The 14,835-nt window shown below is 72.0% G+C and carries 16 protein-coding genes; 2 read left to right on the top strand and 14 right to left on the bottom strand.

Annotated features, from left to right (window positions below; translation table 11 throughout):
- The 7 genes from VMN58_06390 to VMN58_06360 form a co-directional block, all read right to left on the bottom strand.
- Nucleotides 1-739: translation initiation factor IF-2 N-terminal domain-containing protein (locus VMN58_06390; GenBank protein ID HUF32821.1), on the bottom strand; the 739-nt coding region annotated here is incomplete at its 3' end.
- Nucleotides 740-777: 38 nt separating this feature from the next.
- Nucleotides 778-1,059, bottom strand: a complete 282-nt coding sequence (locus VMN58_06385) for a YlxR family protein (protein ID HUF32820.1) — start codon at nucleotides 1,057-1,059, stop codon at nucleotides 778-780.
- A gap of 29 nt (nucleotides 1,060-1,088) precedes the next feature.
- Entirely contained in the window at nucleotides 1,089-2,411 is a 1,323-nt protein-coding gene (gene nusA, locus VMN58_06380) for a transcription termination factor NusA (GenBank protein HUF32819.1), read from the bottom strand.
- Nucleotides 2,408-2,929 (bottom strand): ribosome maturation factor RimP, encoded by a 522-nt coding sequence (gene rimP / locus VMN58_06375; protein HUF32818.1) that lies wholly within the window; start codon nucleotides 2,927-2,929, stop codon nucleotides 2,408-2,410. The genes nusA and rimP overlap by 4 nt, the downstream gene beginning before the upstream one ends.
- Nucleotides 2,930-3,105: 176 nt before the next feature.
- Nucleotides 3,106-3,495: a DUF983 domain-containing protein gene (locus tag VMN58_06370; GenBank protein ID HUF32817.1), complete on the bottom strand. Its 390-nt coding sequence runs from the start codon at nucleotides 3,493-3,495 to the stop codon at nucleotides 3,106-3,108.
- An 11-nt stretch (nucleotides 3,496-3,506) separates the two neighbouring features.
- On the bottom strand, nucleotides 3,507-4,919 hold the full coding sequence (gene proS / locus VMN58_06365) for a proline--tRNA ligase (protein ID HUF32816.1): 1,413 nt from the start codon (nucleotides 4,917-4,919) through the stop codon (nucleotides 3,507-3,509).
- A gap of 93 nt (nucleotides 4,920-5,012) precedes the next feature.
- On the bottom strand, nucleotides 5,013-5,798 hold the full coding sequence (locus VMN58_06360) for an RIO1 family regulatory kinase/ATPase (protein HUF32815.1): 786 nt from the start codon (nucleotides 5,796-5,798) through the stop codon (nucleotides 5,013-5,015).
- A 270-nt stretch (nucleotides 5,799-6,068) separates the two neighbouring features.
- Between VMN58_06360 and VMN58_06355 the strand changes: the two genes are divergently transcribed.
- Nucleotides 6,069-6,962: an aminoglycoside phosphotransferase family protein gene (locus tag VMN58_06355; protein HUF32814.1), complete on the top strand. Its 894-nt coding sequence runs from the start codon at nucleotides 6,069-6,071 to the stop codon at nucleotides 6,960-6,962.
- Nucleotides 6,963-7,051: 89 nt separating this feature from the next.
- Here the strand turns inward: VMN58_06355 and VMN58_06350 are convergent, their stop codons facing one another.
- The gene (locus tag VMN58_06350) at nucleotides 7,052-8,167 is read right to left on the bottom strand and encodes a serine hydrolase domain-containing protein (protein HUF32813.1); all 1,116 of its coding nucleotides are present in this window, start codon (nucleotides 8,165-8,167) and stop codon (nucleotides 7,052-7,054) included.
- A gap of 48 nt (nucleotides 8,168-8,215) precedes the next feature.
- The gene (locus VMN58_06345) at nucleotides 8,216-8,392 is read right to left on the bottom strand and encodes a hypothetical protein (GenBank protein ID HUF32812.1); all 177 of its coding nucleotides are present in this window, start codon (nucleotides 8,390-8,392) and stop codon (nucleotides 8,216-8,218) included.
- Nucleotides 8,393-8,463: 71 nt separating this feature from the next.
- On the opposite strand from VMN58_06345, the gene VMN58_06340 reads away from it, so the two are divergent.
- Entirely contained in the window at nucleotides 8,464-9,297 is an 834-nt protein-coding gene (locus tag VMN58_06340) for a methyltransferase (GenBank protein HUF32811.1), read from the top strand.
- Between the two features lie 21 nt (nucleotides 9,298-9,318).
- On the opposite strand, the gene VMN58_06335 is transcribed toward VMN58_06340, so the two are convergent.
- From VMN58_06335 to dxr, 5 genes are all read right to left on the bottom strand, one after another.
- Nucleotides 9,319-10,101, bottom strand: coding sequence for a crotonase/enoyl-CoA hydratase family protein (locus tag VMN58_06335; GenBank protein HUF32810.1), 783 nt, complete (start codon nucleotides 10,099-10,101; stop codon nucleotides 9,319-9,321).
- Between the two features lie 9 nt (nucleotides 10,102-10,110).
- Nucleotides 10,111-10,938, bottom strand: coding sequence for an alpha/beta hydrolase (locus VMN58_06330; protein HUF32809.1), 828 nt, complete (start codon nucleotides 10,936-10,938; stop codon nucleotides 10,111-10,113).
- Nucleotides 10,939-11,141: 203 nt separating this feature from the next.
- Nucleotides 11,142-12,377: a flavodoxin-dependent (E)-4-hydroxy-3-methylbut-2-enyl-diphosphate synthase gene (ispG, locus tag VMN58_06325; GenBank protein ID HUF32808.1), complete on the bottom strand. Its 1,236-nt coding sequence runs from the start codon at nucleotides 12,375-12,377 to the stop codon at nucleotides 11,142-11,144.
- Nucleotides 12,377-13,681 (bottom strand): RIP metalloprotease, encoded by a 1,305-nt coding sequence (locus VMN58_06320; protein ID HUF32807.1) that lies wholly within the window; start codon nucleotides 13,679-13,681, stop codon nucleotides 12,377-12,379. The genes ispG and VMN58_06320 overlap by 1 nt, the downstream gene beginning before the upstream one ends.
- A complete protein-coding gene (gene dxr / locus VMN58_06315; GenBank protein ID HUF32806.1) occupies nucleotides 13,678-14,835 on the bottom strand; it encodes a 1-deoxy-D-xylulose-5-phosphate reductoisomerase in 1,158 nt (385 codons plus the stop codon). The genes VMN58_06320 and dxr overlap by 4 nt, the downstream gene beginning before the upstream one ends.

Below are 14,835 nucleotides of genomic sequence, written 5' to 3'. Positions count from 1 at the left end.
GGGGGATCGCCTTGCCGGTGTTGGACTTGGGGGGTCCCGGCGGCGGGGGGATCGGCTTGCCGGTGTTGGAGCGCGGGGGGCCGCCCGGCGGCGGCGTCACGGCGCGGCCCCCGGGGCTGCGCACCACGTTGGGTGCCGGGGGGGCGGGCGGGCTCGACGTCTCGGCGGGGGGCGCCTGCGCCGCAGCTGGCGCGTCGACGACCTCGGCGGCCTCGGCTACAGGGCGCTCGGGCGCGGGGGGCGGCGCCGTGGGCCGGGCGGGCGGTGCTGCAGGCGGTGCCGAGCGGACCACCGGGCGGTCCGAGCGGGGCGGCTCGAGATCGGGCTGCTCGCTGGCGGGACGGCTGGTGACCAGGCGCGGTGTCGGAACGGGGGGCGCCTCGGGGGCGACCTCGTCTTCGGGGGCGGGGCGCTCGGGCGCCTCCTCGGCCTCCGGGGCAGGAGCAGGGGCGGGCGCCTCGGTGGGGGCGGGCGCCTCGGGGGCCTTGGTGACCTTGGCGGCCGCCTTCTTGGTCGGCTTCTTCGCCGGCTTCTTCGCCGGCTCTGGCTCCTCCGGCTGCACCTCGCGACGCAGCCCGAGCGAGTCGGCCTTGCGGCGGACGCGGTCGGCCTGGGCGTCGACGACGCTCGACGAGTGGCTCTTGACCCCGATGCCGAGGTCCTCGCACAGGTCGAGCGTCTCTTTGTTCGTCATCCCGAGCTCTCGTGCGAGCTCGTAGACCCGGATCTTCGCTGCCAAGTTGCTTCGTGCCTTCCTTCGGCTTCTGCCGTCCTACGTCACATGTGGGTCTCGTCCTCTGTGCATGCGGTGGACCGACCATCCATCCTCGCGCACCGCTCCACCTCGGCACGAAGCGAGATCGCCGCCTCCGGCGCCACCGGCCCGCGCAGCGCCCGCTCGAACGCCCGCCGGCGCCCCGCCAGGTCGACGCAGTCGGTCGATCCGGCGCAGAGCCACGCGCCCCGTCCCGGGAGGTGCCGCCCGAGGGCGAGCGACCCGTCGGCGAGGCGGACGACCCGCACCAGCGCACCCTGCGAGGCCACCCTCCGGCAGCCCACGCACGTGCGCCGGGGCCCGGCGCCCGTCCCTACGACGTCGCCTCGATCGTACTGGGGTCGTCGTCGGGAGCGGCCGGCTGGTCGTCGCCCGCAGGCGCCTCCTGCTCGGCAGCCGCCGGGGCCTCCTGCTCGGCAGCCGCCTCCGGCGCCGCAGCCTCCCCGACCGCCTCGCCGGCGGTGGCGTCCGCGCCGTCGACCTCGACCGGCGGCTCGGGGATGGCGTCGCCGGTGGCGTCGGCGTCGCCATGGCTCCACTGCTCGGCGGTCACCGCCGGGCCGCCCTCGGCGGGACGCCAGACCATCTCACCGGACTCGGGGTCCTCGACCCACTCGCCCTCGGCCCACTCCTCGCCCTCGTAGCCGGCCTCCTCCTCCGCCAGCTGGGTCTCGCTCTTGATGTCGACCCGCCAGCCCGAGAGGCGGGCGGCGAGGCGGGCGTTCTGGCCCTCCTTGCCGATGGCCAGCGACAGCTGGTAGTCGGGGACGATCACCTCGGCGGTGCCCGTCTCGTGGTCGAGGCGGACCTCCTTGACCTTGGCCGGCGACAGGGCCTTCATCACGAAGTCCTGCACGTCGTCGGTGAAGGGGACGATGTCGATCTTCTCGCCCCGAAGCTCGTTGACGACCATGCGGACGCGCGCTCCGCGGGCGCCGACGCAGGCGCCGACGGGGTCGACGTTGCTGTCGTTGGACCACACCGCGATCTTGGTGCGGTGGCCGGGCTCGCGGGCCACTGCCTTCAGCTCGACGATGCCGTCGGCGATCTCGGGGACCTCGAGCTCGAAGAGGCGCTTGATGAGGCCGGGGTGGGTTCGGCTCACCACGATCTGGGGGCCGCGGGGGTTCTTGCGGACCTCGACGATGTAGGCCTTGAGGCGGGTGCCCGGCTCGGGGCGCTCGTAGGGCACCTGCTCGGCCTGGGGCAGCAGGGCCTCGACCTTGCCGAGGTCGAGGAGGGTGAAGCGGCTGTCGGTCTGCTGGATGATGCCGGTGACGATGTCGCCCTCGCGGCCGGCGTACTCCTCGTACTTCATCTCCCGCTCGACCTCGCGGATGCGCTGCATCATCACCTGCTTCGCCGTCTGGGCGGCGATGCGGCCGAAGTCGCTCGGGGTGTCGTCCCACTCGCGGGTGACGTTGCCATCCTCGTCGAGCTCCTGGCCGTACACCCGGATCTCGAAGGTCTCGGCGTCGATGGTGACGTACGCCTCCTCGGCGGCGTTGGGCATGCGCTTGTACGCCGACACCAGGGCGTTGGCCAGCGCGTCGAGCAGGGCGTCGACCGAGATCCCCTTGTCGGCGGCCAGCGCCTGGAGGGCCTCCAGCATCTCGAAGTTGCCGGTGTTGCTCATCGGTTCGCCTTCCTCGTCTGGGCGCCCTTGCGCGCCTTGCTCTGGGTGCCGCCCTTGCCGCCGGGCTTGGGGGCAGGGCCCCACGTGAACACGGTGCGGGCCGAGGCGATCTCGGCCAGCTCGATCCGGCGGGGGCCGTCGGGTGACTCGACGGTGATGGCGTCGTCGTCGGCGTCGAGGAGCTCGCCCTCGACCCGACGTTCGCCGTCGGTTCCCGGCATGGTCTTGACCTTCACCGCGCTGCCGACGGCGGCCGCGAAGTGGCGTGGGGTGCGCAGCGGGCGCTCGAGGCCCGGACTCGACACCTCGAGGGTGTACTCCCCCGGGAGCGGGTCGGCCTCGTCGAGGGCGTCGGAGACCTCACGGGTGATGGCCCCGACGGTGTCGAGGTCGACCCCACCCGTGCGGTCGACGAGGACCCGCAGCACGCCGCCGACGAGCTCGACGTCGTAGAGCTCGGCCTGGTGGGTGGCGACGATGGGCGCCACGAGCGCCGTCACCTGCTCCGTCGTCGCCATGTCACCCTCCTCAGTCGTCGAGCCTGCCCTGACACACAAAAGCGTGGGCATCTGCCCACGCCAACCTGGCCCTTCCGGGCCGCTGCCGCTCCACCGATCCGCCCAGACATCGAACGGAACAGCCCTGAGAGTATAGCGACGGCGGGGCCCGACGACCCGTTCGGGGACGCCTCGGCTCAGGCCTCCTGGTGGGCCTCCCCGGGCTCCAGCGGCCGCATCCAGAGGTCGACGGCCGTCCACAGGGTCCGCGAGGACGGGAAGAAGGCCAGGGGCACCAGGATCGCGGTCGCCACCGCCGCCACCGCAAGCGGTGTCGGACTGAACTCGGGGTGCGACCAGACCAGGCCGCCCACGACCACCACGAACAGCACCACGAACGACACGATGGTGTTGAGCCCGAGGGCGCCGATGTGGTGGCCCTCGATGCGGCCGAAGCGCAGCCCACAGCGGGGGCAGCGCTCGACCATCGAGAACCACCGCCGGAAGAGCCGGCCCGACCCGCACACCGGACAGCGCTGCACCAGCCCACGCCACAGCATCGTCGCCACCGCCGGCTGGGTGGCCACCGGGTCGGCGCTCAATAGGCGCGGCCGACGGTGGCCACGAGGCCGGGGTCGTCGGCGGTGTCGGGCAGGCCACCGTCGGCGGACTGCAGGCACCGGACGGAGACGCCCGAGGCTGCCAGCTCGTCCTCGCCCCCGTCGCCGAGCTTCGACCAAGGGATCCGGGCGAAGCCAGTGGCCGCCGCCTCGACGGCCTCGGCCACCGACGAGACGTCGGCAGTGCGCGAGCGACGGCGCTGGCGCGCCTCGTCGAGCAGGCCGCGCTGGATCTCGCCGAGCGCCAGGCCGACCCGCGTCACCACCTCGGCCACGGGCACGGCCTCCTTGTCGCCGGTGTCGCGGCGCACCAGGGTGACGAGGCCCTCCTTGGCGTCGCGAGGGCCGACCTCGACCCGGACGGGGACGCCCTTGAGCTCCCAGTCGGTGGCCCGGCGGCCGAACGAGGTCTCCACCCGGTCGTCGAGCCGGGTGCGCACGCCGGTGGCGGCCAGGTCGTCGGCCACGCTGGCCGCGACCCCCCCAGCGCCCTCCTCGTCGCGGATGAGCAGCACCACGGCCTGGTGGGGGGCGAGGGCGGGGGGCAGCCGGAGCCCGCGGTCGTCGCCGTGGCACATGATGAGCCCGCCGATCAGCCGGGTGGACACACCCCACGACGTGGTCCAGCACAGCTGCTGGGCGCCCTCGTCGTCGAGGTAGTCCATGTCGAAGACGCTGGCGAAGTTCTGACCCAGCTCGTGGCTGGTTCCCATCTGCAGGGCCTTGCCGTCGCCCATCATCCCCTCGCACGTGAGGGAGTTGACGGCGCCGGCGAAGCGCTCCCGTGCCGTCTTGGCACCGGTGAGCACGGGCACCGCCATGACGTCGCGCATGACCTCCTCGTAGACCTGGTGGAGGACCTGCACCGCGAAGGCCCGAGCGTCGGCCTGGCTGGCGTGGGCGGTGTGACCCTCCTGCCACAGGAACTCGGTGGTGCGCAGGAACAGCCGGGGCCGCAGCTCCCAGCGGACCACATTGGCCCACTGGTTCAGCAGCAGGGGGAGGTCGCGGTAGCTCTGCACCCACTTGGCCATGTACTCGCCGAAAACCGTCTCGCTGGTGGGTCGCACAACAAGGGGCTCCTCGAGCTCCTTGCCACCGCCGTGGGTGACCACCGCCAGCTCGGGGCTGAAGCCCTCCACGTGCTCGGCCTCGCGCTGGAGGTACGACTCCGGGATGAAGAGCGGGAAGTAGACGTTGTCGCAGCCGGCCGCCTTGATGCGGGCGTCGAGCTCGGCCTGGATGCGCTCCCAGATGGCGTAGGCGTAGGGGCGGATCACCATCGTGCCCCTCACCGGCCCGTTGTCGGCCAGCTCGGCCTTGGCGACGACGTCCTGGTACCAGCGGGGGAAGTCGTCGGCCTGGGGGGTGAGCACGGGGGGCTTGGCCATGGCGGCCGAGGCTACCGGCGCCCGGCCGGAAGCTCGATCCGGTTGCCGCTCTCAGGCGCTACCGGCGAGGGCGGCCACCACCGCCGCGAGGGATCACGACCACGCCTCGGCCAGCACGTCGGCGAAGAGCTCCTCGGCGTCGCAGTCGTGACCCTTGCGGGTGAACCACTCGCACATGCGCACCACGTCGCGGTGCAGGAGGTCGATGCCGTGGGGGTTGAGCAGCAGGTCGGTGGCCTGGGGCAGGTCGATGACCGAGATGCGCCCCTGCCACCACAAGACGTTGTAGGCGGAGAGGTCGGCGTGGACGATCGACGCCCGGGCGAGGATCCGCAGGTTGGACGTGACCTGCTCGAAGGCCGAGGCCAGCTCCGGTGTCGACAACCGTGCCGACACCAGCCGGGGAGCGGCCTGGGTGGCGTCGCCGATCAGCTCCATGAGCATGCCGTCGCCCTGGAGCTCGACCGGGTACGGCACGTCGGCCCCCGCGTTCCAGAGTGTGCGCATGGTGTCGAGCTCGTGGCCGACCCAGCGGTCGCCGAGCAGCTTCTTGCCGTGACCGGTCATCTTGGCGACGGCTCGGCGGTCGCGGCTGCGCCGGAACCGCCGACCCTCGTGGTAGATGGTGTCGTCCACGAAGGTGCGGGACCGGCTGAAGCCCTGGGCCTCGAGCTCGCCCCGGCCGGCGGTGAGCGGCCGGTAGCGCTTGTGGGCGAGGAGGCAGCTGCGGCCGTCGTCGAGCGACCGGCGCTCGACCACGACGACCTCGGCCTCCTTGCCGGTCTTGAGCGACCCGACGACCTCGTCCTCGATGTCGCCGGTCGGTAGCCAGTGGGGTGCGGGGCGCGGCCCCGGTTCGGGCGTGAAGTGGTGCAACACGTGATCTCCTGTGCAAGACGGGCAGGACGCATCGGTCCGCCGGCTCGCACAGGCGCTGCGGTCAGATGGCGATCAGCAGCGGGGAGCCGGGCGGGGCGCGGTGAGGACGGTGACGGTCATCGGCACCTCCTCCGGCTCTGGGCCCACCACCTGCGGGCACGTCCCGCCAGCATGCCCCCACCACCCGTCCCCGGAAAGCGAATTTCTCGCCGACCGGCTCGACCTTCCCTTGACGTGCGACAGCAGCTACGCCGTGCCAGGGTCAGCGGCGTGATCCAGGTCCCCGAGGTCGTGCGCAGCAAGGCCCGGGTGGCCGGGGCCGAGCGTTGGCTCGCCGACCTCCCCGACCTGGTTGCCTCCCTCGAGGTCGACTGGTCGATCTCGATCGGCGGTGTCTACGACGGTGGCACGGAGGCGCTCGTCGTCGCCGCCGCCCTCGACGACGGCACCCCGGCGGTGCTCAAGCTCCTCGTCCCCCGCTCCGACGACGCGGCCGCCCACGAGATCACCGTGCTGCGCCTGGCCGACGGCGAGGGCTGCGCCCGATTGCTGCAGGCCGACGCCGACCGGGGTGCTCTCCTCCTGGAGCGGTTGGGCCGATCTCTTTCGAAGCTCGACCTGCCGCTGCTCCGCCGCATGGAAGTTTTGACCACCGCCGCCGCCCGCATGTGGCGACCCGCCGCCGGCCACGGACTGCCCACGGGTGCCGAGAAGGGTCGCTGGCTGGCCGACTTCATCCCCGAGGCGTGGGAGCGCCTCGACCGTCCGTGTGCCGAGCGCAGCGTCGACCATGCCCTTGCCTGCGCCGAGCGTCGGATCGCCGCCCACGACGACGAGCGGGCCGTGCTCGTCCACGGCGACGTCCACCAGTGGAACGCCCTCGAGGCCAGTGACGGCTTCAAGCTGGTCGACCCCGACGGGCTCCTGGCCGAGGCCGAGTACGACCTCGGGATCCTCATGCGGGAGGACCCCGTCGAGCTCATGGACGGCGACCCCCGCGAGCGGTCCCGGTGGCTGGCGGCGACCACCGGCCTCGACGAGACGGCCATCTGGGAGTGGGGCGTGGTCGAACGGGTCTCCACCGGCCTGGTGTGCGCCGAGATCGACCTCCCCGACGGCCGCCACATGCTCACCGCTGCGGATCGGTTGGCCAGGGAGGGGTGAAACCCCCGGCGACACCAGGTGTCACATGGCGCCGGCGGCCATCCTCGCCCAGCAGCTCGGCCGGACGCTCCCCTCCTGGACGTCGCTGCTCACGACGCTGGGGGCCAGTCGCGGAGCACAGCTCCCGTGAGCTCGTCGATCGCTCGCATCGCGCTCCTCTCGCCGGTGTTCGAGGCGATGAGCACGGCGTCACGCTGCGCTGGCCGCAGCACCGCTCGGGCGTACCAGAGGGTGTTGCTTCCGTCGTGACCGTACGACACCTCGCCATCGCGGTCTGTCCGGAGCCAGCCCGCGACGTAGTGCTCCTCCCCGGCGAAGAGGTCCGCTGCGGTGGCTGCGCTGAGGATCTCGTTGTCGGTGCCGGTGAGGACTTCGAGCATGGCGGTGGCGAACTTCGCCCAGTCCCCGATCGAGCAGTGGACGGTGCCGGCGGGACCCAACGCAGGCGGGTTGTCCGATACCGGCGCGTCGTGCGGGATCGGCGTTCCCTCTGCGGTGTGTCCGAGCGGATCCAGGTCGCCGAGCGGTGCTCCGAAGCCACAGCTCGTCATCTCGAGAGGCGCGAAGAGCCGTTCCTCGATGATGTCGGTCCAGCTCCTTGCGAGGATCTCCTCGACGAGGACGCCCGCAAGCATGTAGTTCAGGTTCGCGTAGGCGTAGCTGTCCGGCTCGCGGCGTGGTGATCGAAGGGCCTCGTAGACCGCCTCTCGCCGGGCGGCGACGGCGTCGGTGGCCTCATGCAGGCCGCGAAGGTCGAGGTCATCAACGAGGCCCGTGCGGTGACCGAGCACGTCGCGGACGGTGATCGCGCCGAGACTCGCATCGACTGCTGCGTTCGCGAGCACGTCGGCGATGCGCGAGTCGAAGGTCAGCTCTCCCGCCTGGACCAGCTGCGCCACCAACACGGCGGTCATCGCCTTGGTGTCCGAGCCGATATGGAAACGCGAGTCCACGCTCACTGGTGTGCCATCGCCGTGTCCACGGGTGCCGGCAATGCCCACGAGGACCCCCTGGTGGAGGGAGACGTACGCGACCGCCATGGCGGGAAGGTCGTGAGCACGGATCGCTCCCGCTGCTGCAGTAGCAAGCTTTGGATCACCAGCAGACGGCACGGCATCAACGGCTGGAGCCTCGGTCCCCTGGTCACCCGAGCAGGCGGCAGCAAGAAGCGCACCCGCCAACCCCAGACAGACCTTCCTCCGCATCCGGTCCCTCCTCTCGTCACCAGGAACGTGCCAGCCAGTCGCGCCGGCTCACCGACCCTCGCCGGCGACCAGCTCGTACCACCAGCCTTCGGGTGGACCATCGTCGACGAGCACGTAGCGGCCTGACCTCTCGTGCAGCTCGAGGGGCGGAGGGAAGGTGACGGCGCGCCAACCGACCGGGCCCCCCTCCAGGCGCAGCAACATGCGATCCCCCGGCTCGGGCACACAGCGATGCTGCCATGCCGCGGCACAGATGACCCGCGGGTGCGCCCGATGGGGCGTGCGACGATGTCGCGGTGAGCGACTACCTCGACGTGAACCTGGCGAACTGGAACAGCCGGGTGCCCCACCACGTGCAGGCCTACGGCCTCGACGACTTCCGCCGCGACCCGGACCACCTTTCCGACGTGGTGAGGTTCGACCTGCCGCGGCTCGGCAGCATCGAGGGCCTCGACGTGGTGCACCTCCAGTGCCACATCGGCACCGACACCCTATCGCTGGCCCGGCTCGGCGCCCGCGTGACCGGCCTCGACTTCTCCACCCCCGCGCTCGAGGCGGCGTCGGCGCTGGCCTCAGACTGCGGTGCGTCGATCGACTACGTGGAGAGCGAACTCTACGGAGCCGTGGAAGCGCTCGGGCGCGCCCGGTTCGACCTGGTGTACACGGGCATCGGCGCGCTCTGCTGGCTCCCCGACATCAGGCGCTGGGCGGCCGTGGTGGACGCGCTGCTCCGACCGGGCGGGCGGCTCTTCATCCGCGAGGGTCACCCCGTGTTGTGGTCGCTGTCCGACCCGCGTGACGACGGCCTGCTGGTCGTCGAGCACCCCTACTTCGAGACCGAGGGCGTGCGCTTCTCCGAGCCCGCCAGCTACGTCGACCACGACGAGCCGCTGGCGTCGCCCGACATCGTGCACTTCAACCACGGACTGGCTCAGGTCATCACCGCGGTGATGGACGCCGGCCTACAGCTGTCGGCGATCGAGGAGCACGACAGCGTGCCGTGGAACCCGCTCGCGGACGCCATGGAGGAGGTAGGGGGGGGCGAGCACCGCCTACGTCATCACCCAGAGCGCCTGCCAGCCACCTACACGTTGCAGGCGACGAAGCCGGACGCTGGAGCAGGTCTGTAGGGAACGGGTGGACCGTCCCCATCACAGCCCCTCGCCGTGGCGGCCCGCGCCACCTGCGAAGCGGGCGGCGCCTTCCACCGTCTCTCCCGACCGGATCGGGACCAGCCCGAGGCGGGTCTCGTTGGCCAGCGCCTCATCGAGCGGCAGGCCCCACTGCTGGTGGACCGAGGTGCGGTCGGCTCGCAGGCAGGTCTGAGGGAAGGCGACGAGCGAGTCGGCCAGGGCCACCGCCTCCTCCAGCGCCTTCCCCGGCGGGCACACCCGGTTTGTCAGACCCCAGGCAGCCGCCTCGTCGGCACCGACGCCGCGCCCGGTGAGGATCATGTCGAGGGCCCGGCTCTGGCCCACGAGCCGGGGCAGGCGGATGGTTCCGCCGTCGACCAGGGGCACCCCCCACCGGCGGCAGTAGACGCCGAAGGTGGCGTCGGAGGCCGCAACCCGCAGGTCGCACCACAGGGCCAGCTCGAGGCCGCCGGCCACGGCGTGGCCCTCCACCGCGGCGATCACCGGCTTGGACAGCAGCATCCGGGTGCACCCCATTGGGCCGGGCGCGGTGACGTCCTCGTCGACCCGGTTGCCCGTCCCCTCGCCGATGGCCTTGAGGTCGGCGCCGGCGCAGAACGTTCCGCCCGCGCCGGTGAGGACGCCCACATCAATGCCGTCATCGGCGTCGAAGGCGGCGAAGGCCTCGTGCAGGCGAGCCGCGGTGGGCCCGTCGACCGCGTTGCGCCGCTCGGGCCGGTCGATGGTGACCACCAGCACCCGCCCGCGCACCTCGGTCTTGACCGTCGACGCGTCGCTCACCGACGTACCTCAGCCTGCCGCGTTCGGTGCCGGCACCCGGTCGCGGACGTAGCGGTCGAGGAAGAGGAGCATCTCCGCCGCGCACTGCCGGCCGAGCTCGGGCACCGCGTCGAAGGAGTGTGGCTGGCCGGCGTAGAGGTGCACCTCGCAGGCGACGCCCGCCTCGGCCAGCGCCTCGTACATGACCAGGGTGGCGTCCACCGGCACCGTGTCGTCGTCGGTGCCGTGGATCAACATGGTGGGCGGGAAGGCAGGGGTGACATGGGTCAGGGGGCTGGCCAGCGCCGCCTCGTCCTCCGATGTCGCCTCGCTGAGAGCGGCGAGGGTGATCCCGCCCCGCCGGCGCTCGCCGTGGGTGAGCAGGGTCGGCGCATAGACCCCGATCGCGGCGGCGACCGTGGTGGGCACGCCGGCGTTGCCGCCGTCGCCTTCGAGCCCGGGGTGGCCCGGGGTGCCGGCGGCGAGGAGGCCGAGGTGAGCTCCCGCCGAGTTGCCCTCCACCACGATGCGCTCTGGATCGATCCCCAGGTCGCCCGCGTTGGCCCTCATCCAGCGGATCGCCGCCTTCACGTCGTGGATCTGTGCCGGCCACGGCGACTCACCCAAGAGGCGGTACTCGGTCGCCACGCAGACGTAGCCGGCGCGGCCGAGCATGATCCCGTAGCCGCGGAGCTGGGTGACGTCGCCGGTGCGCCAGCTGCCGCCGTGGACGAGCAGCACTCCGGGCACGGGACCGTCCTGCCCGGGCGGGCGGTACACGTCGCAGCGCAGGTCGCGCCCGCCGCCGGTGCCGAAGACGACACCCTCCTCGATCGTGACCCGACCCGACTCCCCCATCGACCGCTCCCCCTCGTGACCCCGGCACCGCGGCCGGTCTCCGAGCGACGCTACCCGCCGACCCGGTCACCGGTCACCGGTCACCGCCATCCGAACTGGCACCAGGATCGCGCTGGGTACCGGCGCGGTTCTGGTGCCAGAACGGCGGGGGTGGGGGGGTGTGGGGTGCGGGGTGCGGGCCGACGTACGACCCGCTGACCCGGTCAGTGCTCGTCGACGGTCTTGCGGATGAGCTCGACGCGGGTGCTGGCGTCGTTGGCGTCGTCGCCCTGCTCCTCGAGGAGGGCGGCGCGGTCGGCGTCGGCCTCGCGACGTGCTCGCTCCGTGTCGGAGCGCGCCAGGACCGCCTCGACGCCGTCGGCCATGATCTCCTCCGCGTAGCGGACGAGCGAGTCGACCATCTCGTCCTCGGGCACCACCGCCAGGTTCTGGCCGTGCACGAAGAGGTGGCCCTTCTTGCGGCCGGCGGCGATGCCGAGGTCGGCGTCCCTCGCCTCGCCCGGCCCGTTCACGACGCAGCCCATCACCGCGATCTGGAGCGGGATCTCCCGGTCGCCGAAGGCGGCCTGGGCCTCCTTGGCCACCTGGATGACGTCGATCTCGGCCCGGCCGCACGACGGGCAGGCGATGAGGTCGACCGACTTGCGCTCCCGCAGGCCCATGGCCTCGAGCAGCTGGCGGCCGGCGCGCGCCTCCTCCACCGGGTCGGCGGTGAGCGAGTACCGGATGGTGTCGCCGATGCCCTCAGCCAAGAGGGTGGCGATCCCGGCGGTGGCCTTGACCAGGCCGGCCGGCGGCGGGCCGGCCTCGGTGACCCCGAGGTGCAACGGGTGGTCGGTGACGTCGGCCAGCTGTCGGTAGGCCTCGATCATCAGCGGCACGTTGCTGGCCTTGACCGAGATCTTCACGTCGTCGAAGCCGACCTCCTCGAAGTAGGCGAGCTCGATCTGGGCCGACTCGACCATGGCCTCGGGGGTGACCTTGCCGCCGTGCTTCTCGTAGAGCGCCTTGTCGAGGCTGCCGCCGTTGACCCCGATGCGGATGGGCACCTTCCGGTCGCGGGACTCGGCGGCGATGTCCTTGATCTTGGTCGGGTCGGTGATGTTCCCCGGGTTGAGGCGCAGGCACGCCACCCCGGCCTCGAGGGCGGCGAAGGCCATGCGGTGGTTGTTGTGCACGTCGGCGACGATCGGCACCGGTGAGCGGGGCACGATCTGGGCCAGGCCCTCGGCCGCATCCTGGTTGTTGCAGGTGCAGCGCACGATGTCGGCGCCCGCACCGGCCAGGGCGTAGATCTGGGCGAGGGTGCCCTCGACGTCGGCCGTCTTGGTGATCGTCATCGACTGCACGGAGATCGGCGCGTCGCCGCCGACCGCGACCCCGCCCACCATGATCTGGCGGGTGCGACGCCGCTCGGCCCGTCCGGAGGAGAACTGCACTAGAAGGGAAGGTCGATCGGATCGGAGATGTCGAGGTAGAGCGCGCTGAGGCCGATGAGGATCAGCACCCCCACCACGGCGTAGGTGAGCGGCATGAGCTTGCTCACGTCGGCGTGGTATCGCTCACCCCGCCGGCTCCGGATGCGCTCGTAGGTCGCGATCACCACATGGCCGCCGTCGAAGGGCAGGAGCGGTGCCAGGTTGAACACCCCGATGAAGACGTTGATCAGGAACAAGAAGCTGATCAGGTTGATGATGCCGGCGTCGGCGGCCTGGCCGGCAACGTTGACCGCACCCACCGGGGAGAGCAGCCGGTTCTCGGCCTCGATGGCCCCCGGCGCCGCCGCCGGGGTGTTGCCGGTGAGGGTGTCGACGTAGCCGCCGAGGCCGGCCGGCGAGAAGAACTGGCCGAGGGCCTGCACCGACAGGACCATGGTGTCGCCGGTGGTCCTGACCGCCTCCCAGGCCCCGCTGACGGGACCCTGCCGGGTGGTGGCCCACTCCGGCCCCACACCGAGGAAGCCCACCCGCTCGCCACCGGGGTTGCGGTCGGCCAGCTCAGTGGTGAGCGTCAGGCGCTGGCCGTCACGGGCCACCACGAGCGAGACCTCCTCGCCGGGCTGCTCCCGCAGGTAGGTGGCCATGTCGTCGAAGGTGGCGAACGACCGCCCGTCGACCGACACGATGCGGTCGCCGACCTGCAGGCCCGCCTCCTCGGCGGGGCTCGGCCCGCGCTCGAAGGTGCTGATGGCGCCGATCGTCCACCCCTCGGCGTCGGGGTCGGGCACGCCGAAGATCGAGAAGACACTGAAGATCAAGACGATGGCCATGAGGAAGTGCATGGTCGATCCGGCCACCGCAACAGACATGCGCCGCCAGTAGGGCTGCTGGCGGTAGGTGCGGTGCTCCTCGGAGGCGTCGATCTCCTCCAGGTTGCTCATCCCGATGATCTTCACGTAGGCGCCGGCGGGGATGCCCTTGATGCCATAGCGGGTCTCGCCCCGTGTGAAGGAGAACAGGGTGGGGCCGAAGCCGATGAAGAACTCGGTGACCTTCATGCCTGCCCACCTGGCGGTGAGGTAGTGGCCGAGCTCGTGCATGAAGATGAAGAAGATGAGGGCGCCGATGACCGCGAGGGTCGAGACCGCCACCTGGGTGCCCAGGTAGATCACGGCCGCGGCGATGAGGATGCGCCGAATCCAGCTGGTGGGCGCGACCGCCTCCTCGGCGGAGGGGTGCTCCGGCTCGGGCAGCTCAGGCGTCTCGGATGTGGCGCCCGGTCGGGCGGCTGCGGTCTCGGTCATGCGGCGGGTCTCCTCTCGACGACGGTGCGGGTCAGGGCTCGCACCCGTCGATCCACCTCGACCACGCTCTCGGCGTCGTCGAGCACGGTCCCATCATGGAGGTCGAGTGCCTCCTTCACCACCTCGGGGACGTCGATCCACCGGATCGCGCCCTCGAGGAAGGCCGCCACGGCGACCTCGTTGGCGGCGTTGAGCCAGGCCGGGGCGGAGCCGCCGGCCCGCCCGGCCTCGTAGGCGAGGCCGAGGCAAGGGAAGGCGGTGAGGTCGGGGGGCTCGAAATCGAGCGACCCGAGGGTCGCCCAGTCGACCCTGCCCACCGGCACCGCCGAGCGCTCGGGGAAGGCGAGGGCGTACGCGATGGGGAGGCGCATGTCGGGCATCGAGAGCTGGGCGATGGTGGCGCCGTCGTGGTACTCGACCATCGAGTGCACCACCGACTGGGGGTGGACCACGACGTCGATCCGGTCGTAGGGGGTGCCGAACAGCTCGTGGGCCTCGATCACCTCGAGGCCCTTGTTCATCAGGGTCGACGAGTCGACCGTGATCTTCGGGCCCATGCTCCAGGTGGGGTGGGCAAGGGCGTCGGTCACGGTGACCTCGGCCAGGTCGGCCCGGGTGCGGCCCCGGAAGGGACCGCCGCTGGCGGTGAGGACAAGGCGGGCCACCTCACCGGGCCGACCCGAGCGGAGGCACTGGTGCAGGGCGCAGTGCTCGGAGTCGACAGGGAGGATCTCGGCCCCCGGCGTGGCACGGGCGCGCTGCACCACCGGCCCCCCGGCGATGAGCGACTCCTTGTTGGCCAGCGCCAGCCGCCGCCCGGCCCCGAGCGCTGCCAGCGTGACCCCGAGCCCCGCGAAGCCGACCACCCCGTTGACCACGACCTCACCGAGGTGGGCGACGGACGCCAGGGCGTCCTGCCCGGCCACCACCTCGACCCCCGGGGGGACCAGCGAGCGAAGCTCCCCCGCCCTGCGCTCGTCGGCGATCGCCACGACCTGAGGGACAAGCTCGCGGGCCTGGGCCGCGAGCACCTCCAGGGACGAACCGCCTGCACCGAGCGCCACGACCGAGTACCGCTCGGGCTCCGCTCGCACGACGTCGAGCGTCTGGATCCCGATCGACCCCGTCGACCCCAGCAACGAGATGGCGGTCAC

This window comes from Acidimicrobiales bacterium, assembly GCA_035512495.1.
In the GTDB taxonomy this organism is placed as follows: Bacteria; Actinomycetota; Acidimicrobiia; order Acidimicrobiales; family CADCSY01; genus DATKDW01.
The sequence above is the reverse complement of the archived record's forward strand: the minus strand, read 5'-3'. Positions and strand labels throughout refer to the sequence as shown.

Excerpts from the sequence above, each read along its gene's own strand:
- nusA (HUF32819.1), bottom strand. The coding sequence starts at position 2,411 with ATGAGCAACACCGGCAACTTCGAGATGCTGGAGGCCCTCCAGGCGCTG.
- rimP (HUF32818.1), bottom strand. The coding sequence starts at position 2,929 with ATGGCGACGACGGAGCAGGTGACGGCGCTCGTGGCGCCCATCGTCGCC.
- proS (HUF32816.1), bottom strand. The coding sequence starts at position 4,919 with ATGGCCAAGCCCCCCGTGCTCACCCCCCAGGCCGACGACTTCCCCCGC.
- VMN58_06350 (HUF32813.1), bottom strand. The coding sequence starts at position 8,167 with ATGCGGAGGAAGGTCTGTCTGGGGTTGGCGGGTGCGCTTCTTGCTGCC.
- VMN58_06330 (HUF32809.1), bottom strand. The coding sequence starts at position 10,938 with ATGGGGGAGTCGGGTCGGGTCACGATCGAGGAGGGTGTCGTCTTCGGC.
- VMN58_06320 (HUF32807.1), bottom strand. The coding sequence starts at position 13,681 with ATGACCGAGACCGCAGCCGCCCGACCGGGCGCCACATCCGAGACGCCT.